The 22786-nt window shown below is 65.6% G+C and carries 27 protein-coding genes and 3 pseudogenes; 20 read left to right on the forward strand and 10 right to left on the reverse strand.

Annotated features, from left to right (window positions below; genetic code table 11):
* Positions 1 to 9 precede the first annotated feature (9 nt).
* A complete protein-coding gene (locus tag M6G65_RS07715; protein WP_250103788.1) occupies positions 10 to 1479 on the reverse strand; it encodes an amidohydrolase family protein in 1470 nt (489 codons plus the stop codon).
* A gap of 142 nt (positions 1480 to 1621) precedes the next feature.
* On the opposite strand from M6G65_RS07715, the gene M6G65_RS07720 reads away from it, so the two are divergent.
* Both M6G65_RS07720 and M6G65_RS07725 read left to right on the forward strand, forming a co-directional pair.
* On the forward strand, positions 1622 to 2302 hold the full coding sequence (locus tag M6G65_RS07720; protein ID WP_238196372.1) for an aspartate/glutamate racemase family protein: 681 nt from the start codon (positions 1622 to 1624) through the stop codon (positions 2300 to 2302).
* Between the two features lie 13 nt (positions 2303 to 2315).
* Positions 2316 to 3635, forward strand: a complete 1320-nt coding sequence (locus M6G65_RS07725) for a dihydroorotase (protein ID WP_238196373.1) — start codon at positions 2316 to 2318, stop codon at positions 3633 to 3635.
* 163 nt (positions 3636 to 3798) lie between these two features.
* Here the strand turns inward: M6G65_RS07725 and M6G65_RS07730 are convergent, their stop codons facing one another.
* On the reverse strand, positions 3799 to 4839 hold the full coding sequence (locus M6G65_RS07730) for an alpha/beta hydrolase (RefSeq protein ID WP_250103789.1): 1041 nt from the start codon (positions 4837 to 4839) through the stop codon (positions 3799 to 3801).
* Positions 4840 to 5001: 162 nt separating this feature from the next.
* A pseudogene (locus M6G65_RS07735) lies at positions 5002 to 5766 on the reverse strand (aldehyde dehydrogenase family protein); the annotation flags it as partial.
* On the opposite strand from M6G65_RS07735, the pseudogene M6G65_RS07740 reads away from it, so the two are divergent.
* Positions 5764 to 6353: pseudogene (locus M6G65_RS07740) on the forward strand (alpha/beta fold hydrolase); the annotation flags it as partial. The pseudogenes M6G65_RS07735 and M6G65_RS07740 sit on opposite strands and share 3 nt — an antisense overlap.
* A 312-nt stretch (positions 6354 to 6665) precedes the next feature.
* Here the strand turns inward: M6G65_RS07740 and M6G65_RS07745 are convergent.
* Together M6G65_RS07745 and M6G65_RS07750 are read right to left on the reverse strand one after the other, a co-directional pair.
* Positions 6666 to 8834 (reverse strand): xanthine dehydrogenase family protein molybdopterin-binding subunit, encoded by a 2169-nt coding sequence (locus M6G65_RS07745; RefSeq protein ID WP_250103790.1) that lies wholly within the window; start codon positions 8832 to 8834, stop codon positions 6666 to 6668.
* Positions 8835 to 8901: 67 nt separating this feature from the next.
* The gene (locus tag M6G65_RS07750; RefSeq protein WP_238196376.1) at positions 8902 to 9372 is read right to left on the reverse strand and encodes a (2Fe-2S)-binding protein; all 471 of its coding nucleotides are present in this window, start codon (positions 9370 to 9372) and stop codon (positions 8902 to 8904) included.
* Between the two features lie 133 nt (positions 9373 to 9505).
* Between M6G65_RS07750 and M6G65_RS07755 the strand changes: the two genes are divergently transcribed.
* Positions 9506 to 10102 (forward strand): hypothetical protein, encoded by a 597-nt coding sequence (locus M6G65_RS07755; RefSeq protein WP_238196377.1) that lies wholly within the window; start codon positions 9506 to 9508, stop codon positions 10100 to 10102.
* A 286-nt stretch (positions 10103 to 10388) separates the two neighbouring features.
* Here M6G65_RS07755 and M6G65_RS07760 read toward each other — a convergent pair whose 3' ends face one another.
* The 3 genes from M6G65_RS07760 to M6G65_RS07770 are packed head-to-tail and all read right to left on the reverse strand — an operon-like array spanning position 10389 to position 11340.
* Positions 10389 to 10670, reverse strand: a complete 282-nt coding sequence (locus M6G65_RS07760; protein WP_238196378.1) for a zinc-binding dehydrogenase — start codon at positions 10668 to 10670, stop codon at positions 10389 to 10391.
* Positions 10645 to 10851, reverse strand: coding sequence for a hypothetical protein (locus M6G65_RS07765; RefSeq protein WP_238196379.1), 207 nt, complete (start codon positions 10849 to 10851; stop codon positions 10645 to 10647). The genes M6G65_RS07760 and M6G65_RS07765 overlap by 26 nt, the downstream gene beginning before the upstream one ends.
* A gap of 3 nt (positions 10852 to 10854) precedes the next feature.
* Positions 10855 to 11340 carry a hypothetical protein gene (locus M6G65_RS07770; protein ID WP_238196380.1) on the reverse strand — a complete coding sequence of 162 codons (486 nt, stop codon included), beginning with the start codon at positions 11338 to 11340 and terminating at the stop codon, positions 10855 to 10857.
* A gap of 2 nt (positions 11341 to 11342) precedes the next feature.
* Between M6G65_RS07770 and M6G65_RS07775 the strand changes: the two are divergent.
* The 4 genes and pseudogenes from M6G65_RS07775 to M6G65_RS07790 form a co-directional block, all read left to right on the forward strand.
* Positions 11343 to 11914, forward strand: a pseudogene (locus tag M6G65_RS07775) (IS630 family transposase); the annotation flags it as partial.
* Positions 11915 to 12380: 466 nt separating this feature from the next.
* Complete coding sequence (locus M6G65_RS07780; protein WP_250103791.1) at positions 12381 to 13649, forward strand: tyrosine-type recombinase/integrase; 1269 nt, start codon at positions 12381 to 12383, stop codon at positions 13647 to 13649.
* 23 nt (positions 13650 to 13672) lie between these two features.
* Complete coding sequence (locus tag M6G65_RS07785) at positions 13673 to 14329, forward strand: hypothetical protein (RefSeq protein WP_250103792.1); 657 nt, start codon at positions 13673 to 13675, stop codon at positions 14327 to 14329.
* A 316-nt stretch (positions 14330 to 14645) separates the two neighbouring features.
* Positions 14646 to 14831: a hypothetical protein gene (locus M6G65_RS07790; RefSeq protein WP_250103793.1), complete on the forward strand. Its 186-nt coding sequence runs from the start codon at positions 14646 to 14648 to the stop codon at positions 14829 to 14831.
* Positions 14832 to 14899: 68 nt separating this feature from the next.
* Here M6G65_RS07790 and M6G65_RS07795 read toward each other — a convergent pair whose 3' ends face one another.
* Positions 14900 to 15295, reverse strand: coding sequence for a hypothetical protein (locus M6G65_RS07795; protein ID WP_238196384.1), 396 nt, complete (start codon positions 15293 to 15295; stop codon positions 14900 to 14902).
* Between the two features lie 617 nt (positions 15296 to 15912).
* Between M6G65_RS07795 and M6G65_RS07800 the strand changes: the two genes are divergently transcribed.
* The 3 genes from M6G65_RS07800 (at position 15913) to M6G65_RS07810 (ending at position 18151) form a co-directional block, all read left to right on the forward strand.
* The gene (locus M6G65_RS07800) at positions 15913 to 16128 is read left to right on the forward strand and encodes a hypothetical protein (RefSeq protein ID WP_238196385.1); all 216 of its coding nucleotides are present in this window, start codon (positions 15913 to 15915) and stop codon (positions 16126 to 16128) included.
* A 55-nt stretch (positions 16129 to 16183) separates the two neighbouring features.
* Positions 16184 to 17227, forward strand: coding sequence for a helix-turn-helix transcriptional regulator (locus tag M6G65_RS07805; RefSeq protein ID WP_238196386.1), 1044 nt, complete (start codon positions 16184 to 16186; stop codon positions 17225 to 17227).
* 474 nt (positions 17228 to 17701) lie between these two features.
* Positions 17702 to 18151, forward strand: a complete 450-nt coding sequence (locus M6G65_RS07810) for a hypothetical protein (protein ID WP_238196387.1) — start codon at positions 17702 to 17704, stop codon at positions 18149 to 18151.
* 263 nt (positions 18152 to 18414) lie between these two features.
* On the opposite strand, the gene M6G65_RS33410 is transcribed toward M6G65_RS07810, so the two are convergent.
* Entirely contained in the window at positions 18415 to 18549 is a 135-nt protein-coding gene (locus M6G65_RS33410; RefSeq protein WP_283214850.1) for a hypothetical protein, read from the reverse strand.
* A gap of 140 nt (positions 18550 to 18689) precedes the next feature.
* Here M6G65_RS33410 and M6G65_RS07815 point away from each other — a divergent pair, with 140 nt between their 5' ends.
* From M6G65_RS07815 to M6G65_RS07850, 9 genes are all read left to right on the forward strand, one after another.
* The gene (locus tag M6G65_RS07815) at positions 18690 to 18899 is read left to right on the forward strand and encodes a type II toxin-antitoxin system HicA family toxin (protein WP_238196388.1); all 210 of its coding nucleotides are present in this window, start codon (positions 18690 to 18692) and stop codon (positions 18897 to 18899) included.
* Positions 18900 to 18977: 78 nt separating this feature from the next.
* On the forward strand, positions 18978 to 19403 hold the full coding sequence (locus M6G65_RS07820) for a type II toxin-antitoxin system HicB family antitoxin (RefSeq protein ID WP_238196389.1): 426 nt from the start codon (positions 18978 to 18980) through the stop codon (positions 19401 to 19403).
* Between the two features lie 71 nt (positions 19404 to 19474).
* Complete coding sequence (locus M6G65_RS33950) at positions 19475 to 19633, forward strand: hypothetical protein (protein ID WP_430929555.1); 159 nt, start codon at positions 19475 to 19477, stop codon at positions 19631 to 19633.
* Positions 19634 to 19801: 168 nt separating this feature from the next.
* Complete coding sequence (locus M6G65_RS07825; protein ID WP_238196390.1) at positions 19802 to 19966, forward strand: hypothetical protein; 165 nt, start codon at positions 19802 to 19804, stop codon at positions 19964 to 19966.
* Positions 19963 to 20394, forward strand: a complete 432-nt coding sequence (locus tag M6G65_RS07830; protein WP_238196391.1) for a MerR family transcriptional regulator — start codon at positions 19963 to 19965, stop codon at positions 20392 to 20394. Before M6G65_RS07825 ends, M6G65_RS07830 begins: the two co-directional genes overlap by 4 nt.
* A 618-nt stretch (positions 20395 to 21012) precedes the next feature.
* Complete coding sequence (locus tag M6G65_RS07835) at positions 21013 to 21522, forward strand: PAN domain-containing protein (protein ID WP_238196458.1); 510 nt, start codon at positions 21013 to 21015, stop codon at positions 21520 to 21522.
* A 239-nt stretch (positions 21523 to 21761) separates the two neighbouring features.
* A complete protein-coding gene (locus tag M6G65_RS07840; protein ID WP_238196392.1) occupies positions 21762 to 22127 on the forward strand; it encodes a helix-turn-helix domain-containing protein in 366 nt (121 codons plus the stop codon).
* Positions 22128 to 22314: 187 nt separating this feature from the next.
* Positions 22315 to 22482 (forward strand): hypothetical protein, encoded by a 168-nt coding sequence (locus M6G65_RS07845; RefSeq protein ID WP_250103794.1) that lies wholly within the window; start codon positions 22315 to 22317, stop codon positions 22480 to 22482.
* 24 nt (positions 22483 to 22506) lie between these two features.
* On the forward strand, positions 22507 to 22773 hold the full coding sequence (locus M6G65_RS07850) for a hypothetical protein (protein WP_238196394.1): 267 nt from the start codon (positions 22507 to 22509) through the stop codon (positions 22771 to 22773).
* The last annotated feature ends 13 nt before the right edge of the window (positions 22774 to 22786 follow it).

Here is a 22786-nt window from a genome sequence, read left to right on the forward strand (position 1 = left end):
CCGGGGGCGTCACAGACCCGGGAAGGTCGGCGGCGCGATGGCCTCGGGGCCGCGCCCGGCCCAGTCGAGCTGCCGGATCTGCGCGAGCGCGCGGCCCTGCGCCTCCTCCAGCGCCGCCGCGGCGGCGGCATAGTCGATCGTCAGGGCCCGGCCGTCGCGCACGATCTCGCGGCCGCCGACGAAGACCTGCCGGACTGCGCGGTCGCCCGCCGAGTAGATCAGCGACTGCACGGGATCGCGACAGGGGCGCATGGCCGGATGCGCACAGTCCACGAGGACGAAGTCGGCCTTGCAGCCCGGAGCGAGCCGGCCGATGTCGGTGCGCCCGAGCGCCTTGGCACCGCCCACCGTGGCAGCTTGGAACACGTCCGCCGCGCGGGTGTCGCGGGGATTCTCGGCCACGACCCGGGCGAGGTATGAGACGAGGCGCATCTCGTCGAGCATGTTGTGCGGGTAGACATCGGTGCCGATGCCCATGTTGACCCCCGCCTGGACGTAGCGGCCGAAATGGTTGAGCGCGATGCCGCGGCGGGCGAAGACCGTCGGGCAATGGGCGACCGTCGCGCCGCGCTCGGCTAGGCGGCGCATGTCCGAGCCTGGGCTGTGCCAGTGGGTCCAGGGATGGTCGTCGAGGAAGATCCCGTGGCCCACGATTGTGCGCTCGGTCAGCACGCCGAGATCGTCGAGCCACTCGATCGGCGTCATTCCGGTGCGGCGGGTGATCTCGTGGAATTCTGACAGGGACTGCAACGCCGCATGGGTGTGGAAGCGCAGGTCGCGCGCGACCGCCTCGGCGTGAGCGTCCTGCAGCAGCTCCGCCGTGCAGGTGTCGACCTGCGCCGGGCACAGCATGCCGAACAGGCGCCCGCTCGGATGGCGCTGCGCCGCCTCGATCTCGGCGAGCGCCTGCTCCAGGCCGCGCTGGCCCGCCGCCACGTCCCACTCGTACTCGACGCTGTGGCCGTTCCGGGTCAGCCAGCGCCCGGAACGGAACATCGGGGCGATGCAGACCCGCAGGCCCGAGGCGCCGAGGAGGTCAAGCCAGCCTTCGCTCGGCAACGCGAGATCGCAGACGGTGGTGACGCCCGAGAGCGCCAGCTCGGCGAGCGCCACCCCGTATGCGGCGCGAGTGCCCTCCGCGTCGGGCCGCAGGATCGGCAGATACTCGTAGAGCGAGGTGTTGTAGAGGCGCGGGCTGCCGACCTCGTCCCACATGCCCTTGTTCATCGGTTCCGAGAACAGATGGGTGTGGATGTCGGCGAGCCCCGGCATGATCAGGCAGCCGGCGGCGTCGATGGTCCGGGCGGGCGGCGGCCCCGCGTAGCCCGGACCGACATGGGTGAGAACGCCGTCAGCGAACACCACCTCCGCGCCGGTCTGGTAGACGTGTCCGCCGTTCTCGGGGTCCCAGGCGACGACCCACCGGGCCCCCGTCACCCGCGTGACGCTCGTCGTCCCGTCCGCAGCTTCGCCGTGCATCGATCACCTCTTCCTTGGGTCGAGTGGGTGGGCAAGATCGGTGCCTCCTGAGTTGCACCGACGGTTGCGCGGCCCGGGTTTCGCTTCGCGGAATCCTCTGTCGTGAGCGGCAGGCTATCGCGTTGGCTCCGCAGGAGGCGGCATGCAAGATCCCGGCGCCGTCAGGTCCGCGCGCATCCTGGTCATCAACCCGAACTCCTCTCCAAGCGTGACCGCCGCCATCGACACGGCGCTGGATCCGCTGCGTCTGGCCGGCGGCCCCGCCATCGTGGTGACGGACCTGCCCGAGGGGCCGGCAAGCATCGCGTCCCAGCAGGACGCCGATTCTGTAGTGATACCGCTCGCCCGCCGCATCGCGTCCGATGCGGCGGACGCCTTCGTCATCGCCTGCTTCAGCGACCCGGGTCTGCACACCGCCCGCGAGGTCGCCGGGGGCCGGCCCGTGATGGGCATCGCCGAGTGGGGCATCCTCCGATCGCTCACCCTCGGCGAGCGTTTCGGCATCGTCGCTCTGTCGGAAGGCAGCGTGAGGCGCCAGCGCCGGATGGTCCGCCAGATAGGCGTCGGCGAACGCTACGCTGGCAGCCGGCCCGTGGAGGCGCGGGCGGACGAGACCGCGGGCGCGGCCATCCGCGATCGTCTGATCACAGCGGCGCGGATCTTGGTCGAGCGAGACGGCGCCGACGCCATCGTACTCGGCTGCGCCGGCATGGCGCCACACAGGGCCGCGATCGAGCAGGCGATCAGGTGCCCGGTCGTCGAGCCCTGCCAGCAGGCGGTGGCGGCCGCTCTCGGTGCGGTTCTGCTCCGCACGGCCACTTAGGAAGGACCCGGCGATGCATTACGACCTGCTGATCCGCGGCGGCACCTGCGTGACGCCCTGGGGCACCGAGGCGATCGATCTCGGCATCCGCGACGGGCGCATCGCCGACCTCGCGACGCCGGCCCACGCCACCGCAGAGACGGTGATCGACGCGGCGGGCCTGCACGTCCTGCCCGGCCTGATCGACAGCCACGTCCACCTGCGCGATCCTGGCGACCCAGCGGTGGAGACGGTCGAGACCGGTACGCGGGCCGCGGTGCTGGGCGGAATCGCCACCCTGTTCGACATGCCCAACACCGTCCCGCCGATCGCCGATATCGAGCGCCTCGCCTGGAAGCGCGACTACGTGGCAGGCCGGAGCTGGTGCGACATCGGCCTCTACGTGGCCGGCACGAAGGCCAATATCGACGCACTTGCGGCCCTGGAGCGCGAGCCGGGCGTCTGTGCCGTCAAGGTCTTCGCGGGCAGCTCCACGGCGGCGCTGATGATCGAGGACGACGCGCATCTCGAGCTCGCCATGCGCGCTGGCCACCGGCGTATGGCCTTCCACAGCGAGGACGAGGATCGGCTCCAGGCCCGCAAGTCGCTGTTCAGCCGGGGCCAGCCCTATCGGACCCACATGGAATGGCGTGACGAGGAATGTGCCTTCCTAGGCACGCGGCGCCTCATGGGGCTGGCCCGGAAGACTTCCCGGGCGACTCATATCCTCCACGTCTCCACCGCGGAGGAACTCGCCTACCTGTGCGACTTCCGCGACGTCGCCACCGTGGAGGTGCTGGTCAATCACCTCACGCAGGTGGCCCCGGACTGCTACGACACGCTGGGCGGCTTCGGCGTGATGAACCCGCCGATCCGCGACGAGCGGCACCGGGCGGCAGCCTGGGCGGCCGTGCGTGACGGGACCGTCGACACGATCGGCAGCGATCACGCGCCCCACGCGCGGGCGGCGAAAGAGCGGCCCTGGCCGGACTGTCCGGCAGGCCTCACCGGGGTCCAGACCCTGGTGCCGATCATGCTCGACCACGTGGCGGCCGGGCGGCTGTCGCTGGCGCGCTTGGTCGACCTGATGGCGACCGGGCCGGCCCGCGTCTACGGCCTCGCCGGCAAAGGTCGGATCGCCGCCGGGTACGACGCCGACTTCACCCTCGTGGACCTGAAGACCCGCCGCAGGATCGAGGAGTCCTGGATTGTCTCGCCCTGCGGCTGGACGCCGTTCGCCGGCACCGACGTCGTCGGTTGGCCGATCGCCACCATCGTGCGCGGCCACTTGGTCATGCACGACGACACAATCCTTGGTGCGCCCATCGGCAACCTCGCGCGCTTCGCCAGCTGACGGGCATCCGCCATCAGCCGCCACCAGCTAAGCGGAGAAATTCTTTGCTACAGGTCTGCATCGTTGCTTGAAGCAGACCTACTGCTTCGCGCCCATCCCGGCCTTTGAGCCGCTTGTTGAACCGTCTCGTAAGCGGACGCTGCCAGCTGCTCCTGGCTTGGCCCTAATGAGTTAGATGCGTGTCGAAGAAATGCGCGATCTCCTCGAACACCGCCCGGGTTTCCGGCGCGGTGTCGTCCCTGATGTATTGGGCGTGAGACTGGCCTTCACCGACTTGGAGGAAGGCTTCCACGCCGGCCTCGCGCAGCTTGCGATGCACACGCACCGTGTTCGAGAGCAGCAGGTCTCGCGTGCCGGTGGTGAGGATGGTGGGCGGGAAACCCGTGAAGTCACCGTAGACGGGCGAGAGCATCGGATCCTTGAGGTCGTGACCGTCCGCGTAGACCTTTGCACCGTCGTCGCAGAAGCCGTCCGGCGAGACCAGCACGTTGTCGAGCATGGCGTTGGTCACGAAGCTGTCGCCGACCTTGGTGGTATCCGACATCGGCGTGCCGGGCGCGATGGCGGCCGGCAAGGGCAGCCCCTCCTGCTTCGCCCGCAGCACCATGGCGAGGGTCAGCGCGCCGCCGGCCGAGGTGCCGAAGATCGCGGTCTTGCGCGGATCTGTTGTTCGCGTCACGGCCTTCCAGACCGTCATGGCGTCGTCGTGGGCCGCCGGATAGACGGCTTCCGGCGGCATGCGGTAGTCGACCGAGATCACCTTGAAGTGGCCGAACCCGGCCATGAACAGCGCCTCCGGTAGGCCGGCCTCGCCGGGGTTGAGCACGTAGCAGCCGCCGTGAACGTGGACGAGGACCCGGTCGCGGTTCTCCGGCGTAACGACGTCCGGGGTCACGATGAAGGCCCGCACGCCGTCGATGGTCGTGCGCTCGACCTTCACGTGCAGGCGCTCGATCATGCCGGGCACGAGCTTCCTGAGCGCCTCCGCGCCCGCCTCGGCGACGGGCTTCCAGGCCGCGCCGTCCTTCGGGTGGATGTCCCAGTTCGCCCGCAGCGGCAGGCCGATGATCTTGCCCATCTGCGGGCTGACGTCGGCGGGCACCGGCACGGACTTGGCCGGCACCTGCAGCGGGGCGCCCTGCTGCTGCGCCGCGGCGAAGCCGGCGGCGAGCGCCGCCAGAGCCGCGCCGATCGCGATCGACATCTTCCCGATCATCGCCTGACCTCTCGCTGTCTCAGCGGCCGCGCGGCGCGGCCGCGTCCAGGAAATCCCGGACGGTTCGGTTCATGAAATCCACGTCCGCGGCCTTGGTTGCCGTGGCCGTCGTGTGGCCCTGCACGGACGGAACCGCGATGACGCTCGCCTGAAGACGCCGAAGGCCGCGTAGTTCACTGCCCGCTCGACGTCGAAATCCTCGAACACCGTCACGGGCGTCTTGCCGCCGAGCTCCATGGTCTGGTGGGCGAAGACCTTGGCGGCGGCGGATCCGGCGATCCGGCCGGCCTCGGTGCCGCCGGTGAGCACGAGCTTGTTGATGTCGCGGTGCTCGGCGAGCGCCTTGCCGGTGGAGGCGCCGAGGCCCAGCACGATGTTGAACACCCCCGGCGGCAGGCCGGCCTCGGTGAAGATCTGCGCGAGCTTGAGCGTCGTGAGCGGGGTGTACTCGGACGGCTTGACCACCGTGGTGCAGCCGGTGGCGAGCACGACCGCCAGCGACTTGCACAGGATCATCAGCGGGTGGTTGAACGGTGTGCAGTTGGCCACCACCCCGATCGCCGTCCTGCGGGTGTAGTTGAGGTAGTTGCCCTACACCGGGATCACGCCGTCGCGGCGCGCCAGCGCCACGCCCGCGAAGTAGCGGAGGAAGTCCGGCAGCCGGGAGAGCTGGGCCCGGGTCTCGTTGACCGGCCGGCCGTTGTTGGTGGTCTCCAGCCGGTACAGCGTGTCGAGGTTGGCCTCGAACGCATCGGCCAGGCGATTGACCAGCCGGGCGCGCGCCCGGAGATCCATCCCGCCCCATTCCCTGCCCTCGAAGGCGGCCCGGGCCGCGCGCATCGCCCTGTCGACATCGGCGGGACCTGAATTGGGAATCCGAGTGATCACCGCGCCGGTCGTGGGATTGCGCACGTCCCGGGCGGCCTCGAGGCGGTCGCTGACCGGGTCGGCGAGGCGGTGCGCGCGGCGACAGGCGGGCGGCCGGGCTTGGCAACGGCTACGGCGGCTTCGTGCTGCTGCTCTGCGCCCTGCGCCACCCGGAATTGTTCGACCGCCTCGTCTTCGCGGATTGCGGCGCCTGCTTCTCCGAGCCGGGCCGCGAGGCCTTTCGCGGCATGGCGCGCGTGGCGGCCGAGAAGGGGCTTTCGGCCCTGGCCGAGACGGCGATGCGCCGGCTGTTCTCACCCGCGTTCTAGGCCGCCCATCCGGCCTTGATGGCCGAGCGGCGGGCCGCCTTCCTGCAAACCGACATCGGCGTGTTTCAGAATGCCTGCGCGGCCCTCGCGGGCCTCGATCTGCGCCCCCGGCTGGCCGAGGTGCGCGCGTCCGCCCTGGTGCTCCTCGGCGAGCACGACGAGGCGACGTCGCCGGCCATGGCGCGTGAGCTCGCGGCCGGGCTGGCGGATGCCCGGTTCGTGATGCTGCCGGACTGCGCGCACGTCCCGCAGCTTCAAGCCCCGGAGATGTTCGCCCGCGAGACCTTGGATTTCCTTCAGCGGTGACCTGACCAGCGCGCGTTGGGCCTGTCCGGCCTGGGCACCCGTCGAACGTGAGCGCGTCGAAATCCGAGAGCATCGGATATATGCCTTGCTCACGGGACGAGCGCGGAGCAGCAGCGGCTCGAGCGCCGCCGCGGTGCGGTCGGAAAATGCCGGACCGAACCTTTGCACGGATCCGCCCATGCCGGCCGCCTCGATCAAGCTGCCTCGATCCCGGCGGCCGACGCACCGCGTAATGTCCGCGGCGCGGCCCCGCGGGCCAACGATCCGAGCCCGCGCCGCGCGACCGGAGCGACGATCCTGCCAGTTCGCGCTTCAGGCCCCCTGCAGGGCTGCCTTCACCTTGGCCGGGGTGAACGGCACGGACCGCACGCGCACGCCGGTTGCGTCGAAGATCGCGTTCGAGACCGCCGCCGGCACGATGGCGGCGGAGGGCTCACCGGCCCCCCATGGCTTCTCGCTCGGGCGATCAATCAGGTCGATCACGACCTCGGGCACGTCTGGGAAGGTGAGGATCGGGTAGCTCGACCAGTCGAGGCTCGTCACGGCGCCGCGATCGAAGGTGACCTCCTCCAGCAGCACCCGGCTGACGGTCTGGATGACGTTGCCGTCGAGCTGGTTGCGCACGCCGTCCGGGTTGATGATCTGCCCGCAATCCTGGACCACGAAGAAGCGCGGCACCCGCACCTGCCCTGTGTTGCGATTGACCTCGACCTCGGCCACGCCGGCCACGTAGGTGCGGTTGAGCTCGTACTTCACGTAGGAGATCCCACGGCCGCGCAGCACGTCGCCCGCGACGTCCTTCACCGGCGAGGGGCGCGCCTGCCACTTGGCGAGATCGGCAACCCGCTTCAGCACCTCGATGCCGCGCGGATCCTTCAGCGCGCGCAGGCGGTACTCCAGCGGGTCGGCGCCGGCTGCCGCCGCGCACTCATCGAGGAAGGCCTCGTTGGCGTAGGTGTTCTGCATCCGCCCGGGGGTGCGGATCCAGGAGGGCCGGAACGGCGTCGAGGCCAGACGATGACAGACCGTGTGCACGTTCGGGAAGGCGTAGGGCAGGGCCGAGTTACCGATGATGTTGCCGGGCGCCATCGTGGTCTCGTGCGGCAGGTCGGCCAGTGAGGCTGCCACCAGCGGCACGTTGCCGGCCGCCCCTTCCGGAATATGGAACTGGGAGGACCAGGCGATGACGTTGCCCTGCGGATCAAGGCCGGCCTTCAAATCGATCAGGGTCGGCGGTCCTTTCGGATCCCAGCCATGCTCGTCCGCGCGCGACCACTGGACCCGCACCGGCCGGCCGGTTGCACGGGCGAGGAGGGCCGCATCGCCCGCCGCGTCCTCGTGGCCGTTGCGGCCGTAGCAGCCGGAGCCCTCGACGTAGATGCAGCGCACCGCCTCCGGCGCGAGGCCGGTCATCGCGGCGAGCTGCTTGCGCAGGGCGTGCGTCATCTGCGAGGCCGTCCAGCAGGTCAGGAGCCCGTCCTTGAGCTCCGCGATCGCGCAGGAGGGCCCGATCGAGCCGTGGGTGTGGATGGCGAAGTCGTAGGTGGCTTCGAGCTTCCGCGCCGCCTGGCCGAGGGCCGCCTCGGCATCCCCCGTGCTGCTCGTGACGTCGTCCTTCGTCACCTTCGTGGCGCGCACGTGCTGCCAGAGCTTGTCCTGCTCGGGCAGGCCCTCCCATTTGGACCACGTCGCCTTGAGCTGGCGCGCCGCCTTGATAGCCGCCCATTCCTTCTCGGTGACGACGGCCAGGAAGTTCCCCTGGCGCACGACCTTGATCAGTCCCGGGATGTCGGCAACCGAGGCCTCGTCCACGCCCTGCAGATCCGCCCCGATGGTCGGGGGGCGGACCACGCGGGCATGCACCATGCCGGGCACGCGGTAATCCTGCATGTAGGTGAAGCGGCCGGTCATCTTCTCGGGGATGTCGATCCGCGCCACCGGCTTGCCGACGAGGGCGAACTGCGCCGGGTCCTTGGTCTTGACCGCCGGATCGACCTTGAGGTCGAGTCGCCCGTCCTTCACGAGGTCGGCGTAGGTGAGGCCCTGGCCACCAGCCTTCGGGCGGACGGTGCCGTTCTCGCTCACCAGCGCGTCGGCCGGTACGCCGAGGCGCGCGCTCGCGAGCTGCACGAGGCGGGCGCGGGCGGTCGCCGCCGCCTGCCGGATCTCGACGCCGCCCTTCTGGATCGAGAGGCTGCCGTAGGTCGGCCCCTGATCCGGCGTCAGCGCCGTGTCGCCCTGGACGACGGTCACGCGGTCGAGCGGCAGGTCGAGCTCCTCGGCCGCGATCTGCGTCAGGGCGGTCTCCACCCCGGTGCCGAGATCGACCTTGCCGGAGAAGATCGTGGCGCGGCCGTCGGCGCCGAGCGCCAGGAAGCTGTCGACTTGGTCCGGGGCGACCGGCTTCGCGAAGCCGTTGGTGGCGACCGGCGCGAAGGTCTGGGCGGCGGCGCCGCGGCCGGACAGCGAGAAGCCGACCACGAGGGCGCCGCCCTGGAGGAGCAGGCTGCGGCGGGAGAGGAGGGGGCGTTCATGGCAACAGCCTCCGTCAGAGCGTGCCGGCCGCGCGCTGGACAGCGCGCACGATCCGCTGATGGGTGCCGCACCGGCAGAGATTCTGGGCGAGCGCCTGCCGGATCGCAGTCTCGTCCGGCTTCGGTGTCTCGCTGAGCAGGGCGGCCGACTGCATGATCATGCCGTTGATGCAGTAGCCGCATTGCGCCGCCTGCTCGGCGATGAAGGCCGCCTGCACCGGGTGCGGCTTGTCCAGGCTGCCGAGCCCTTCGAGCGTCACGATCTTGGCCCCCGCCTTCAGACTCGAGACCGGAGTGATGCAGGAGCGCACCGCCTGCCCATCGACATGCACCGTGCAGGCGCCGCACTGGCCCAGCCCGCAGCCGAAGCGCGGCCCGTGCAGGCCCAGATCATCGCGCAGCACGTAGAGGAGCGGCGTATCGGGGTCGTCCACGCTCACGGGCGCCGCGCGCCCGTTCACGTCCAGCGACATCGGCTGCGCCATCGGGCGTCTCCCTGGAACCATTCTGGGGTGCTCGGCCTATACCCGACGTAGATCCGGAGCAACGCGGCGCCGTGACAGCGATCCCCATTCGCTGCACGGGGCCGCGCCGGCCCCGGCGCCGTCAGGGAAGCGCATGCCTTCGCAGAACCGCAGCCGATGCACCCTCGCCCTCGTTCTCGCGCTGTCCGCCGGCCCCGCAGGAGCCGCCGAGCGCCTCGCGCAGGACTGGCCCGAGGCGTCCCGCAAGGCCGCTGAGGCCGTGGCTGACAAGTACGGCGCACCGCAGGAGCAGACGGCGACGCTGCTGATCTGGCACCGCAACGGGCCGTGGATCCGGACGGTGGTGCACAAGGTCGGGGCCGAGCACGACTTCCCGGCCAAGCACAGCGACGTGCTGGAGCAGAGCCTGCCCTACAAGGTCCCGCTGAACCTCTTCAGCGCGGTCGCGACTTTTAACGGCAGCGTCATCCCGGACCGGACGCGCGGCACGCTCACCGCCTACGGGGCCAGCGAGGCCGAGAACGTCCTGAGCCTGAACCTGGCCCGCGCGGTGGTGCGCGGCGAACTCACGGCCGAGCAGGCGCGGGACAAGGAGGTCGCGGCCGCGCAGCAGCTGGCGAACGGACAGGTGCCGGATCTGGCGGCCAAGCTCACCCTCGACCAGCAGCAGGAGGGCGACGTGTCCGACCCGGACACCGCGATGATCCTGCCGCCCAGCCGAACGCGATAACCCGGAAGATGCGGCCCTCTGTTTTGGCAACGCGTTGATCCACGCGCGCCCGCCGGCCGGGATTGTGGATCCTCACGCGGCGCGCTGTTCGACGCTCGATCCCGTTCGCACAATACGCCCGTGAAGGCCGCCGCGCCCTGTTCCAATCAGCGCGCGGCGGCCGCCGCATCCTGACGTCGAGGCATCGGGGCACTTGGGATCTCCCGGCGAAACGCCGCGATCCGGTCGAGAAGCGGCCGGCCCGCGCCGGGCCGGCTTGTTTGTGGCCGCCGCTCGGGACTGGGCGTCAAACGCCCAGAACGATCTTTCCGAAATGCTCGTGCTTCCTCAAGCGGGCGAGCGCGGCCGGCGCCTCAGCCAGCGCGTAGCGGCTGTCGATCGGCAGATGGAAGCTCCCGGCTACGATCGCCGGCCACAGGTCGGCTGGGACGCACGCGGTGATCGCGCTCTGAACCTCGATTGATCGAGTTCGGCTGATAGCGCCGATGTAGCTGATGCGCTTCGTGGCGTGTCGGTCGAACTCGCTGCGGCTCCAGGTCGTCTCAGTATGCAGCCTTGCGAGAGTCACCCGAGAGCGCGGCGATGAGCTCGGCCTTGACGGCTTCGGCGCGTGCGTTGGCGATCTGGCAGGTCCCGGCAGCTCGGTGGCCGCCGCCACCATAGTCAAGGCATAGCGCACCGACATCGACCTGTGAGCCGCGATCCAGGGTCGATTTTCCGATCGCGAAGACGGTGTTCTGTTTCTTCAAGCCTCACATCACGTGGGCCGAGACGTCGCAGTCGGGAAAGAGAGCGTACACGGTGAAGCGGTTGCCCGCGTAGATGACCTCCTCGTCGCGCAGGTCGATGAGCGCCAGCTTGCCGTGGACAGAGGTGCAGCGGCGGAGCTGGTCCACGAACGACTCGCGATGCGCGTTGTAGAGGTCGACGCGCTCCTTGACGTCCGGGAGCGCCAGGACTTCCGCGATGCTGTGGTCGCGGCAATGCTCGATGAGCTGCATCATGAGGTCGTAGTTCGAGATCCGGAAATCGCGAAAGCGTCCGAGCCCGGTGCGCGAATCCATGAGGAAGTTCAGCAGCACCCAACCCTGCGGATCGAGGATCTCCGCGCGGGTGAACTGCGCCGAGTCGGCCTTATCCACGGCGGTCATCAGTTCGGCGCTGATCCGCGGGAAGGCTGCGGCGCCGAAATGCCGGTATACGACGCGGGCCGCGGACGGCGCCGTCGGATCGATCATGAGCGGCCCGCGAGGCTTGGTTCGAGGCGCAGCCCGAGCTCGATCCGGATCGGCTGGTGTTCCTGGACGAGACGGCGGCCACCAACATGGCGCGCCGCCATGGTTGGGCTCCGCGCGGTGAGCGCTGCCGGCTCGCAGCCCCGCAGGGACACTACAAAACCACCACCATCACCGCCCCCTGCGCACCGGTGGGCTGTGCGCCACCGCGCTATTGGACGATCCCATGAACGGCAGCCGCTTTTGCAGCTACGTCACCGAGACCCTGATCCCGGTGCTGCAGCCGGGCGATATCGTCGTCACGGATAACCTGCCAGCCCACAAGGTTGCGGGCGTGCAGGACGCGATCGAGGCTGCAGGAGCGCGGCTGCTCTACCTTCCGTCCTACAGCCCTGATTTCAACCCGATTGAGCAGGTCTTCGCGAAGCTGAAGGCTCTGCTACGCAGCGCGGCAGCCCGCACGGTCCCGGATCTCTGGGCGGCGATCCGTCAGGCCTTCACGCGCTTCACTCCGCAGGAGTGCCGCAACTACCTCGCCGCAGCCGGCTACGAGAGCGACTTGGCCGTCGCTACCTGACCGGGAACAGCTCTAGCTCGCCCAAAAAAGGCCCGATGCCATGGATGCTGACACGGGAAGACGCTGTGGGGCGACTGTCACATCACTTGTCTCGACGCGCCGCTCGTCGGCATACACCGTGCAGCCGCCATGGAACTGATTCGGGATTTTCCAGCCTTCAAGCGCGCTTCGCGGGCGCGAAGCTTGTTGGCCATCTTCGTCCGCTCCTGTCCCTGCGATCCACCCTCATCGGCAGGACACAAACTGGACACGAAAGACAACGAACTCGGCTAAGTGCCTGAGAACCCTGGCGCGCCCTACGGGAATCGAACCCGTGTTTTCGCCGTGAAAGCCTGCCTCTTGAAACTTTCGCGAACGCCTGCGAACATCGATAGACCGAGCCTTTACAACGGTTTAGTGTGTTGCTGTTCGCGAGCATACGCCAACGTTCGGGCTCGTATTCTCGACAGAAGTTGGGACAAGAGCGATGGCACGAACCGTTCGCGATGCCAGTCTCGATACTCGCTCGGCGCGGCTGCGGCTGCCACCTGAGCGCAAGCACTGGCGCCTGATCGAAGGCGGCCTGCACATCGGCTACCGACGAGGCCCTCGCGGAGGCGCATGGCTTGCGCGGCGTCACACCGGCGGCCGCTACGTCGAGACCGTGCTCGGTGCCTCAGACGACAAGGCAGATCCTGATGGATTGGCTGTGCGTTCCTATCGTCAGGCGATAGAGGCTGCTCGCTCATGGTGGCAGGAGGCCATACGGCGCGAAAAGCTGGGGGACTGCCGAACCAGCCCCCTGACGGTGAACGATGCGCTCGGCGACTATTTCTCAGAATGCGAGCAGCGCGGCGCGAAGAGCCTGGGCAAGATCCGCTCAGCAGCAGCCAGCAGCATCCGAACAGAACTCGGCACGCTGCAGGTGGCTGATCTGACGACGAAGCGGCTCAAGGACTGGCACGCTGCACTGGTCACGCGATCAAGGCGTCGCCGATCATCGCGTGACAGTGCGGTCGACGAAGATGCTCTCAGATCGCGTAGGGCAACGGCGAACCGGCACCTCACAATCCTGAAAGCCGCACTGAATCACGCGTTCAAGGAAGAGGCGGCTTCGGACGATCGCGCGTGGCGACGTGTCCGGCCTTTCAAGGGCGTGGACAAGCCTTTGGAGCGCTACTTGGTCGAAGCAGAGGTGAAACGCCTCATCAATGCCGCTGGCGCCGATCCGGATTTTCGCGCCCTGGTAAGAGGGGCGATCTACACGGGGGCCCGCTATGGAGAGCTTGCCCGCATGCAGGTCGCCGATCTCGACCTGGAAAACGGTACGCTTGCCATCAAGGTCGCGAAATCGGGCAAGCCCAGGCACGTGGTTTTGACGGCCGAGGCTGTCACCTTCCTCCGGCAGATGGTTGCCGGCCGGGCGCGCGATGCCCTCGTGTTTCAGAGGGGAGGGCGGGAGTGGCGCGCATCAGAGCAGCTCCGGCCCATGCGCGAAGCCTGCAGAGGCGCTAGCATCCAACCACCCGTCGGTTTTCATATCCTGCGGCACTCGCATGCCACGATGCTGGTCTCGCGCGGCGTACCGATGGCGTTCGTGGCGGATCAGCTCGGCCATGCCGATCTCAGGATGACCACCCGGCATTACGGTCATGTCGCCCCTGATGCGAAGGCGCAGGCAATCAGAGCCCAATTTCCATCGCTGGACGAAGAGCGCTCAACCACAGATCCAGTTTCGGCGGTATCTATTCGATGAATAAGGCTTGCTCAAAGATCGATGTGAAGCAATTGATGCAACGCGCAGACATGATTAACTTCATGAATCGGCGGTCAGACATCAAGAAAACTATTATATCAGCTTTTTCAAAAGCTGATATCAACCCTCACGAGGAGGCGGTGGGTTGGCTATCCCGTTGGGGTTGGTGGATCTCTGACGAATTCTTATTCCAAGATACCGAAGCACATAGGCTAACAAAAGCCGTTTCAAATGCAGCAATGAATTTATACACGGCCTTAAGCGAAGCGCGTCATCACAGCAAAATCGGCGACACCGATGAGGATTCCGATGCGAATTCGAAGATAAACACGTGCCTCAATATGCTTCAATATACGTCAGATGCTGACGAAATGGCGGCCAACGTGTTGACGATCGCGATGAGAGCAGAAGAGGCTCTCCGCGTTGGATTGGTCCACAAAAAGGGACAGCCGCCTCTGATCGCATACTACGCTTTTGTCCGAGATTTTTATGAAGTATTTCGAACATCCGCTAACGCTGTCGGATACTACAAAACTTCCAACGGAGCTGAAGGGTCCTTCGTCGACGTAATTGAATGTGCTCAAGAAATTCTGCCGGAAAAAATGCGCCTCTCCGTTCGCAGCACGATCGGAAACCGCGTCCTGGCGGCATTGAGGGAGAGTAATCCAGCGTTGGGCTGATTTCACCCCCGGATACAGATCGGCACATCTCTGCGACCGTCTCCGCACCAAGCCGCATATCGGCGGGTGTCGGAGGTAAAAATGCAAGGAGATCAAAGCACTGTCGTTCCTCTGGCGGATCGGCTCGCATGGTCACCGGAGGAGTTCGGAAACGTCTCGGGGCAGGGGCGTACTCTCGTCTACGAACACATCCGCGCCGGCAATCTGGCCACCAGAAAATCAGGTCGCCGCACGCTGATCCTGCGCGAGGACGGGCTCGCCTTCTTGCGCAGCCTGCCGGCTGGGGGAGGGCGGCATGAGGCGGCCTGGGACCCTCGTGGGCGATCAGGCGGTTTACGCCGGACAACGCCTCATCGGTCACACGCGCAGCTCCGCTGGTGGCGTGACCGCCTTCCGCGCCGATGGCACCGTGCTCGGCAGCTACCCGTCCCGCAAAGCCGCTATGAACGCGATCAGCGCGCTCTCGATCGGCGGTGAAGCAGGGGGAGTGCCCACGACATGAATTGCGCCCCGCTCCGGGGCGAAAGGCATCCTGAACGGAGAAAGGCGGTCGCTGGGAACGACCGCCCCTCAAAATCCGGATTGGGATTGCTTGGGAAAGCCCCCTCTACATACAGCCCCGACACGCCTTCGCCAATAAGCAACGTCGAAGCTTTCCCGCTTGATTGGAAAACTCGGCGAGCTCGGGCGGCGTTCAGGCTGGCGGATATCATCAAGCTGGCCAGAGATCGCCGGCATCGTGGTCTGTCGGTCGACCCAGGCAACTTTGCCTTCGCGCTGGCTTCGACCCTCGGATCTGTGCCGGCTGGCCCATACGGAATCCCGGGCCGCCAGCGCTTTTTGCGGTGGTTCGGCTTGGATCTCGAAGCCTTGCGGATAACGATCGAACGCGCGTGGCTTGGGAACTTCAGCGATGCCGAGCTCGAGACGATCATCCAGAGCGTCATTCGGTACAGCGCGGCTCACGGGCAGAAGCTCATGAGCGCGACCGCAACGGGGCAACTCCTCGCGGTGACATCGGCCGAACGAGCGGAGTTCAAGCTCACGCAAATCGAGGCTGTTGACGAACCTCGGTCAGATCGGATCGCACGGCAGAAGGAGGCCCGGCGTAAGCGCGACCGCGAGCGAAAGCGTGTCCAACGTGGACGACTGGCTCGGCCAATCTACGAGAACCGCTCGCTGTCGAAGCAGAAACCTTGGGCGGAAGAGGGCATCAGCCGACGTACCTGGGAACGGCGTCGGGCCCGTGACGCAAGTGTGTCCACCCATGTTCTATTCTCACAGGGTGATGGGACACACTTGCGACAGGGTGTGGCTCCTCAAAAAACCCAATCCGAACAGGGTCCAGCGAGACTCGGCGGAGCCAATCGAGGAGTTGGCGCTGACGTGCATTCGCACGGGGGCAAGACGAGCAGCACCAGGGCTGTGAAAACCGATCCGCTGCCGCTTTCGGGTGGTGATGGGAAAGGCGGGAGTGCATCGCCCAGGCGGCCGATTGCGCCTTCCAGTTCGGGCGTAATCCGCGAGCACGTACCGCGATTCCTGATGGCACCAGTTCAGACCCCCTCACTGAACGGAGGCCCATGATGTGGCGGCTCTCATTCCTGCTGACCATCGCGCTGCCCGTGCTGTGGATCCAGCGTCGTCTATGGCCTTGGTGGCTAGAGGCGCTCGCACGCTGGGATCGGCGCGCGGCCGGCCATGCGGAGGCGCGTGGCGACAGCGATGCGGCGGTCGCCCATTTGGAGCGCGCCGAACGCCGGCTCATCCAGGCGATCTGCGTCATTCGCGGATCCTGAATTGCCTGCCCGTGCTGTTTCGGTGCGGGCAGATCCAATCAATTGCGACAGGGGGATGCTTGTGGAAACTGGGACGCTCGATCTCGACCGGTTCGCGAAGATCCGTCGGCTGCACGACAGCACCACCAACGCCGGCGAGAAGGCGGCCGCGGCCACGCGGATGAAGGTCATTGCTGAGACGGCGGGAATGACCGTCGAGCAGGTGGCGTCCAAATTGGACGCTGCTGCACCCAAGCCTGTTCACGACGCATTTGTAGGAAGCTCATTCGCCAAGGCGTGGGCTGATTTGATGAATACGCCAGAGCAGCGCGCGTTTGAGGAGAAGCGTGCGGCCGAGCGCGAGAAGCAGCGACAGGAGGCGCTGAGGGAGCACGGGACACAGGAAGCCCTGTTCGACGAGAACCCTTGGGAGCGCCGTCTCCGTGAGTCCTGTCAGCCTTTGCTCGGAAGGCACGCCGTGCATGGCTACACGACGTTGGACGGCTGGGATGGGGTCGGCAGTAGGATACCAGCGAAAGTCCGGATAGCCGTCTCAAGCGCTTACCGGTTGCCTCGGACAGTCACTGAGGCCTGGGACGAGACGCAGTTCTGGGAGCAGTTGCTCGACCACCGCTGCGCCTTCGAGCGTGATTACGAGCCCTGGCATTGGATTCGGGCTCGAATCCAGGTCGTTGAGGAGCTGTGCGATACGCTACCCTCCAGGGGAATTGAGGATCTTCAGAGGCGCGTGGAATGGATGCGCCACGTGAACAATCTCGGATGGTCCCGAGACGTGCACGAGGACAATGCTCTGATCGATCGCTTGGCTGCCGATGTGGCGAGTATGGCCGGCGTCGTCACCGCGCTCGCTGGTATGGTCGAGCGTGTCAGCCGGCAGGAAATGACCTCAGCTGCTGTCCAAAGTGGACACGAGGATCATGCCTCACAGCATCCAGCTGCCGATGTCCGTTCTGGACGCCCCTATAGAACCAACGCTGACAAGCGCCGTGATGTGCTGGCACTGCTCGGACAGGGGCTCACGGATCGGGAGATCGCCAGACGTGCCGGCGTATCGCCCACCACCGTAGGTTCGATCCGGAACGCTCAGAACGGCCGATGAGCTCGCGCCGGTGCTGGACAGCCAACTGAAAAGAATGCCAGCCTGTGCGTCCCGTATCGCACTGAGCGGCATCGGTCGGAATGCACCATGGGAGCTTCGCCGATGCTTGGCCCTCATATCGTGGCATTCAGCGTTGCGATCGCGTTCACGCTCGGTGCCTTCGCGATTGCGCGGGCAGACCGACACGCCGACCGAGCCACAACCCTTCTGGCCTCAGTTGCGGTGGGCCTCGGAATGCTGGCGCTTATTGAGGAGCTGTCTCAACTCAACGCACAAGGTCCGGCCGTATCGCAAGCCGATGCTCGGCCTGAATTCGGGATGAGCTGGCGGCCGCCCCGAGCCGTTCCCGATCGCGCAGGAGATCAGCTTATTGCGGGCGCAGGTCTCGAATGGGATCCGCCCCGAGCATTCAGACCGCTGGAGCCCGCGCGTCGTCGAGAAGGCGTGGGTGGTCCTGAATAGGATGGCCAGGTCGTGAGGGCTTCAGCGATAAATAGCCAGCCCCTCGATCTGGACCGGCTTCGGAAATGCCGCGAGTTGATGCGGCGTGGCGCAACTCCAGGCGAGCGCGCTGCAGGCGAGGCCGCGGCGGAACGAATAGCAGCGGCGGCCGGCCTCACCCTGAAGGAGGCCCTGCGGCGTGGTGATGGTGTTTCAGCACCTGCATCGTCCCCACCCATGCCGACGCGGCCGGCCTCGCCTCCTCGAACCAAGGCGAAGCTGAAGCCTGCACCGAAGACGGTCGAGGATGCGATCGCCGAAAAGGCCCAGCGCGATGAACGCCTGAAACGGCGCGCAGCGCGGGAGGAGAAGCGCCTGCGGAAGGTCTACGCGGCACAGGATGCGGCCAACGCCTTGCTCCGTGAGGAGCAGGCCAAGCGGGATCGCGAATGGGCCGAAGCGCGCGGGGCATCACCAGCGTGATATACAGCCGAAGGCCCCCTCCGTGCGAACCGGAGGCCGTTGAGCGGCGACGGGTGTCTGGGCGGTGTGAGGTGGCGGGCTGAGCCTAACGCCCGCCAGCGGCCCGGATTTCGAACGCGGGCCGTATCCTCAGTCTGGTCAGGCAATTCATTCCATCTCAGAAAGGGTTCGACAGCGGCCAACTCCCCCGGATTTCCGGGCAGTTGGATCCGTCTCGGGTTTCTCAACCCCGGACACCGAAGTGCCCGGGGCATAGTCCGACGTCACTTCTTCTTGCTGGTGTGGATGCGCTGGGTCTCGGTCGTGGACTTGTGGGTCTTCGCGTACCCACCGGTGACGAACCGCCCGCTCACAGAGCTGCGGCTCACCGTCTTCGTCGGTCCCTTGGTCGCCATCATGGCCTCCATCGCGCTCGATCATTCGAGCGTTGCGCATCGTTACACAACCATCTTGACGCCGCAAGTTTCTTGTGTACCTATACACAAGTCGAAACGAGAGAGGCGGAAATGGCGGCACACCGTATGCAGAAGGGTTGGCAATGTCTGCGAAATCACACAGTCGCAAGACCCGTGATGTAATCGCGGCGCTTCATAAGGATGGCTGGAATGTCATCCGAAATGGGCCCGGAGATCACATACAGTTTAAGCACCCAATCAAACCTGGTCGGATCTCGATAGACAACGGTGAGCCGGAAATACCAACCGGTACGCTACGTTCGATTTATCGCGCAGCTGGATGGGAGTGGTGATCAAGGTAGCGGGTCTCATGGGAGACCCGCGCCTCTTTCCCTCGACGACCGCGCCATGCGCCGGCAGAGGATGAGATCATGACAAATGTTGTAATGTTCATACACGAGGAGAACGGCAGCTACGGTGCGTCCTTCCCGGACTTCCCGGGTGCAACGACGGTCGCTGGCGACCTCGACACACTCTATCGCAAGGCGGCAGAAATGCTCGTCTTCCACGTCGGCGGTATGGCCGAGGATGGCGATGACATCGCCTCTCCTCGTACGCTGGATCAGTTGCGAGCTGATCCCGCCTTTCAGGAAGACAGCGAAGGGGCGTTGATCGGCCTCGTTCGCGTCGATCTTCCCGGCAGGTCTGTACGCGTCAACATCTCCATGGAGGAGAGCCTATTGAAGCGTGTCGACCGCGCGGCTGAGGCAAGTGGTGAGAGCCGTTCCGGCTTCTTAGCTCAGGCCGCAAAGGCACGTCTAAGCACCCATTCCGGCACTACCCCTCCAGCTGAGTAGAGCTTGATCAGCACATGACGAAAGAGTGGAGGGTCGGAGAGGTCGTGATGCTCGCCTCAGGGGGAGCTCGCATGACAGTCAGCCGGATCGGGAAGAATGCCGATGGTAGGCCATCGGTGTTTTGCGTTTGGCAAGAGACAAAAGGGAAAGGCTTCGTGCAGACAGAGCGCGAGTACCATCCTGATGTCTTGGTGAGTGGCGCGCGTCGCGCGATCGGCGTCAGCTTCTAATAAGCACGAATGGCAGTGCCGCTCCGTCGCCTGATCCCATCACAGGTTGGCGGAGCGGCACCGCACCTCAATGCGTACGCCGACCCGAACCATCGCGTCGCAATTGATGCGCTCTATCTATCAATTCGAGGATTATGATAGAGAACGTGCATCAATGGGGTGGCGGCGATGCGGCTCGACCTATTCAGCAGCGGGGTCCTGATCGGCTCGGTGGAGCGGGGCGGACCTCATCACGTGTACGCCTATGGCCCGCACGGTGACGCCATCGGCGCATTCGGCGATATGGACGCCGCAGCTGCCGCCCTGCTCCGTCGCATGCCGGTGGCAGCATGAGGCTTCAGGGCATTGCCGCCATCGCTGAGCAGCTCGACCTGCCGCAGCACGTCCTCCGCTTCTGGGAGAAGGAGTTTGGCCATCTACGGCCCATGCGACGAAATCGCCGGCGGTACTATCGCGCCGAAGACGTCGAGATCCTGCAGGGCGTCCGCACGCTGCTGCATGACCGAGGGTTGACGCTGGACGGACTGCGCCGTGTGTTCCAGGAGCGGGGGCCGACTTTCGTCCGCGCGGTTGGCCGCGGCGAGATCGCGAGTGATCCGCTCGACATGGTAGCCATGGGTCTTGCTCTCGCTCAGCTCCCTCCGGACCGCCAGCACGCTCTGATTGAGGCGCTCGCCGATCCAGCCACATGCCGAGCATTGGCCGACCAGTGTCTTGGGCAGACCCATCGCGCAGAGGCGGCCCATGCCCGGTCGGCCTGATCGCATCGTTGCCGAGATCCGGAAGTCCGCGCGGGAGTCCGTCCGTGTGATCTTGCGTGAGAAGGGCGGACAACTTGGCGCCGATCTCCGCATCGCTAGCACCGCCGGCCAAGGATCAATACGCGAGACCCAGAAAGGCTTGCGCATCCCACTCGGGCGGATAGGCGAGTTGATCGATGCCCTTCGCGAAGCGCAGCGCCTCGCCAGCCAGCTCGATGGCTGACGTCCTCACATGTGCGGCCAAGGCTAGTTTTGCCTAAAATAGGCGCTGGCACCTGAGCCGCAGCTCGGAAGGCCGCAGAGCCACATGATGTGCCTCCCACAAATTGTACGCCAAAATCGAATTTTTCAAATCTAGTCTGCCGTCCATCTCGGCACAGCGCTACCCACGGTGCCACAGTGATATCAGTATTGATCTAAATATATAACTTCATTGGAGCCTTCAACGAGGTCGATAGAGCGGCAAAACTATTTGACATTCCCAAATCGTCAATATATCACCATTGCCCATCACATCATGATTTGGTGTCTTGAATAGTTCCAGCGAATAAATCATAGGAGAAGAGCATGATTAAGTTGCTTGTGCGACTTTGTGTGCTTACGGTTGCAATCTCCTTTATGAATAGTATCGGTCTCGCAAATCAGTTTTCTGAACCTGGAATTGATCGTCCAGGAAATGATTACAAAAATTTCGACATCCCGCCGCCGCAGCCAGGGACATTAGGCTCTGATGGGCCGGATATTTGTGAGCTGAATTGTAACCGAGACCAGACCTGCAAGGCTTGGACGTACGTCAATGCGGGGGTTCAAGGTCCGCGGCCTAGGTGCTGGCTGAAAACTGTGATCCCATCGGCCGTCAGAAATGGATGCTGCACGTCAGGCGTGTCATCAGCCTACTCCCTGACTGACGTCGATAGACCTGGATCGGACTATAAATCGTTTGATATCCAAGCTGCCGCGAGCGGGTGTGCAGATGCTTGTCAAAGGGATTCCGCTTGCGCGGCATGGACCTATGTCAAGCCGGGCATCCAAGCCGCTTCTGCAAGATGCTGGTTGAAAAACAAGATACCAGACGCAAACAACAACAACTGCTGCACCTCGGGTATTCCAGCGCCTCGGCTGCACTGAGCCCCGCCGGTATATGCAAATCAGTAGCACAGCATGGGCGCCATTTCTGTGCGTCCCATGACGGCGATGGGGCTGTGCACCGCGTGCTTGGCACGATTACCGCTACTTGATCCGAGACACAGTTTCACGATACGTTCTCGTGTCGCCTTCGGCATAAGCCGTAGCCGCGACATGCCATAGGGCCGCCTGAGACAGGGTTGGCCGCGGGCGCTTCACCGGATCCCCGGAGGCCCGCTCGCATGTCGCCCGAGAACCCGATTAGACGGAAGCCCGGCCGCAAGAGCATCGTCGCTGCACACCCACAGCGCGACGCGATCGAGGCCGCCTGCGCTGCCGGCATCAGCCTACGGAAGGTCGCTCACCGGTTCGGCCTGCCCCGCATGGCGCTCTACCGGTATTGGCACAGCCTGCCGGCCGAGCATCGCAACGCCCTCTTCGCGGAAGCGGCCGACCTGGATGATGCCCGGTGGCGCGAGGTGACGACCGGTCTCGCCGCCATCGCTCGTCGTCATCCTGAGGTGCGTGCCGATCTCGATGAACTTGTCCAGCGCATCAGCATCCCGGTGACGTCATCCACGACAGGAGGCCACGCCCATGCCGCGTGAAGCCATCGCCGATGACCCGAATGCCAGAAGGGATAGGGGGCCTCGATTAAGGAACCGGATCGAGGGAGCAGCAACCGAATGGGAAGCCTTTTCCGAGAAGCGCGTCGAAAAAAATCGGCTTTGGACCCTTTAAAAGCGTCGAAGGGCGAGCCGTCCGGATCCAGGCCCAGCTGCAATCGGTAATATCATGAGCGAAGACGATCCTATCCCCGAAGCCGTGGCATCCCTGATCGCGGCTGGCTACATGGTCGAGCCGTTCGCCGAAGATCCTTGCCTGTGGCGCGTGAACGGCGAGGTGATGACCGGCGCTGAGTTGCTCGACGAGGCAACGCGAATGGGCCTCATGGACGGCTGAGACCGCCTGCGATAGCTCTCCGTCATGGCCAAAGAGATCCCCAGCGTCGGCGACCTGCGCCGGAAGTCCGAGGTGACGGACGACGAGATAGAGGCGGCGATCGCGGCCTATCTGGCAGACGAATCGGCCAAGCCGTTCGCCTTCAACTCAGGCCACACCATCGACGTGGCCAAGGCGATCGAGATGCACCCGCAGGCCAAGAAGCTCCTCGCGGACAAGGCCACCACGCCCGGCCTGCGCCGCACGATGGTGATGACCGCCGTGATCCTGGGCTTCCCGCTCCAGGGATGAGCGACGATGCTGC

Source organism: Methylobacterium tardum, from assembly GCF_023546765.1.
GTDB lineage: Bacteria > Pseudomonadota > Alphaproteobacteria > Rhizobiales > Beijerinckiaceae > Methylobacterium > Methylobacterium tardum.

Coding starts and splice junctions, on each gene's coding strand:
- M6G65_RS07715 (WP_250103788.1), bottom strand. CDS start 1,479: ATGCACGGCGAAGCTGCGGACGGGACGACGAGCGTCACGCGGGTGACG.
- M6G65_RS07720 (WP_238196372.1), top strand. CDS start 1,622: ATGCAAGATCCCGGCGCCGTCAGGTCCGCGCGCATCCTGGTCATCAAC.
- M6G65_RS07725 (WP_238196373.1), top strand. CDS start 2,316: ATGCATTACGACCTGCTGATCCGCGGCGGCACCTGCGTGACGCCCTGG.
- M6G65_RS07730 (WP_250103789.1), bottom strand. CDS start 4,839: ATGTCGATCGCGATCGGCGCGGCTCTGGCGGCGCTCGCCGCCGGCTTC.
- M6G65_RS07750 (WP_238196376.1), bottom strand. CDS start 9,372: ATGGCGCAGCCGATGTCGCTGGACGTGAACGGGCGCGCGGCGCCCGTG.
- M6G65_RS07755 (WP_238196377.1), top strand. CDS start 9,506: ATGCCTTCGCAGAACCGCAGCCGATGCACCCTCGCCCTCGTTCTCGCG.
- M6G65_RS07770 (WP_238196380.1), bottom strand. CDS start 11,340: ATGATCGATCCGACGGCGCCGTCCGCGGCCCGCGTCGTATACCGGCAT.
- M6G65_RS07780 (WP_250103791.1), top strand. CDS start 12,381: ATGGCACGAACCGTTCGCGATGCCAGTCTCGATACTCGCTCGGCGCGG.
- M6G65_RS07800 (WP_238196385.1), top strand. CDS start 15,913: ATGATGTGGCGGCTCTCATTCCTGCTGACCATCGCGCTGCCCGTGCTG.
- M6G65_RS07805 (WP_238196386.1), top strand. CDS start 16,184: ATGCTTGTGGAAACTGGGACGCTCGATCTCGACCGGTTCGCGAAGATC.
- M6G65_RS33410 (WP_283214850.1), bottom strand. CDS start 18,549: ATGATGGCGACCAAGGGACCGACGAAGACGGTGAGCCGCAGCTCTGTG.
- M6G65_RS07815 (WP_238196388.1), top strand. CDS start 18,690: ATGTCTGCGAAATCACACAGTCGCAAGACCCGTGATGTAATCGCGGCG.
- M6G65_RS07820 (WP_238196389.1), top strand. CDS start 18,978: ATGACAAATGTTGTAATGTTCATACACGAGGAGAACGGCAGCTACGGT.
- M6G65_RS33950 (WP_430929555.1), top strand. CDS start 19,475: ATGACAGTCAGCCGGATCGGGAAGAATGCCGATGGTAGGCCATCGGTG.
- M6G65_RS07825 (WP_238196390.1), top strand. CDS start 19,802: ATGCGGCTCGACCTATTCAGCAGCGGGGTCCTGATCGGCTCGGTGGAG.
- M6G65_RS07830 (WP_238196391.1), top strand. CDS start 19,963: ATGAGGCTTCAGGGCATTGCCGCCATCGCTGAGCAGCTCGACCTGCCG.
- M6G65_RS07835 (WP_238196458.1), top strand. CDS start 21,013: ATGAATAGTATCGGTCTCGCAAATCAGTTTTCTGAACCTGGAATTGAT.
- M6G65_RS07840 (WP_238196392.1), top strand. CDS start 21,762: ATGTCGCCCGAGAACCCGATTAGACGGAAGCCCGGCCGCAAGAGCATC.
- M6G65_RS07845 (WP_250103794.1), top strand. CDS start 22,315: ATGAGCGAAGACGATCCTATCCCCGAAGCCGTGGCATCCCTGATCGCG.
- M6G65_RS07850 (WP_238196394.1), top strand. CDS start 22,507: ATGGCCAAAGAGATCCCCAGCGTCGGCGACCTGCGCCGGAAGTCCGAG.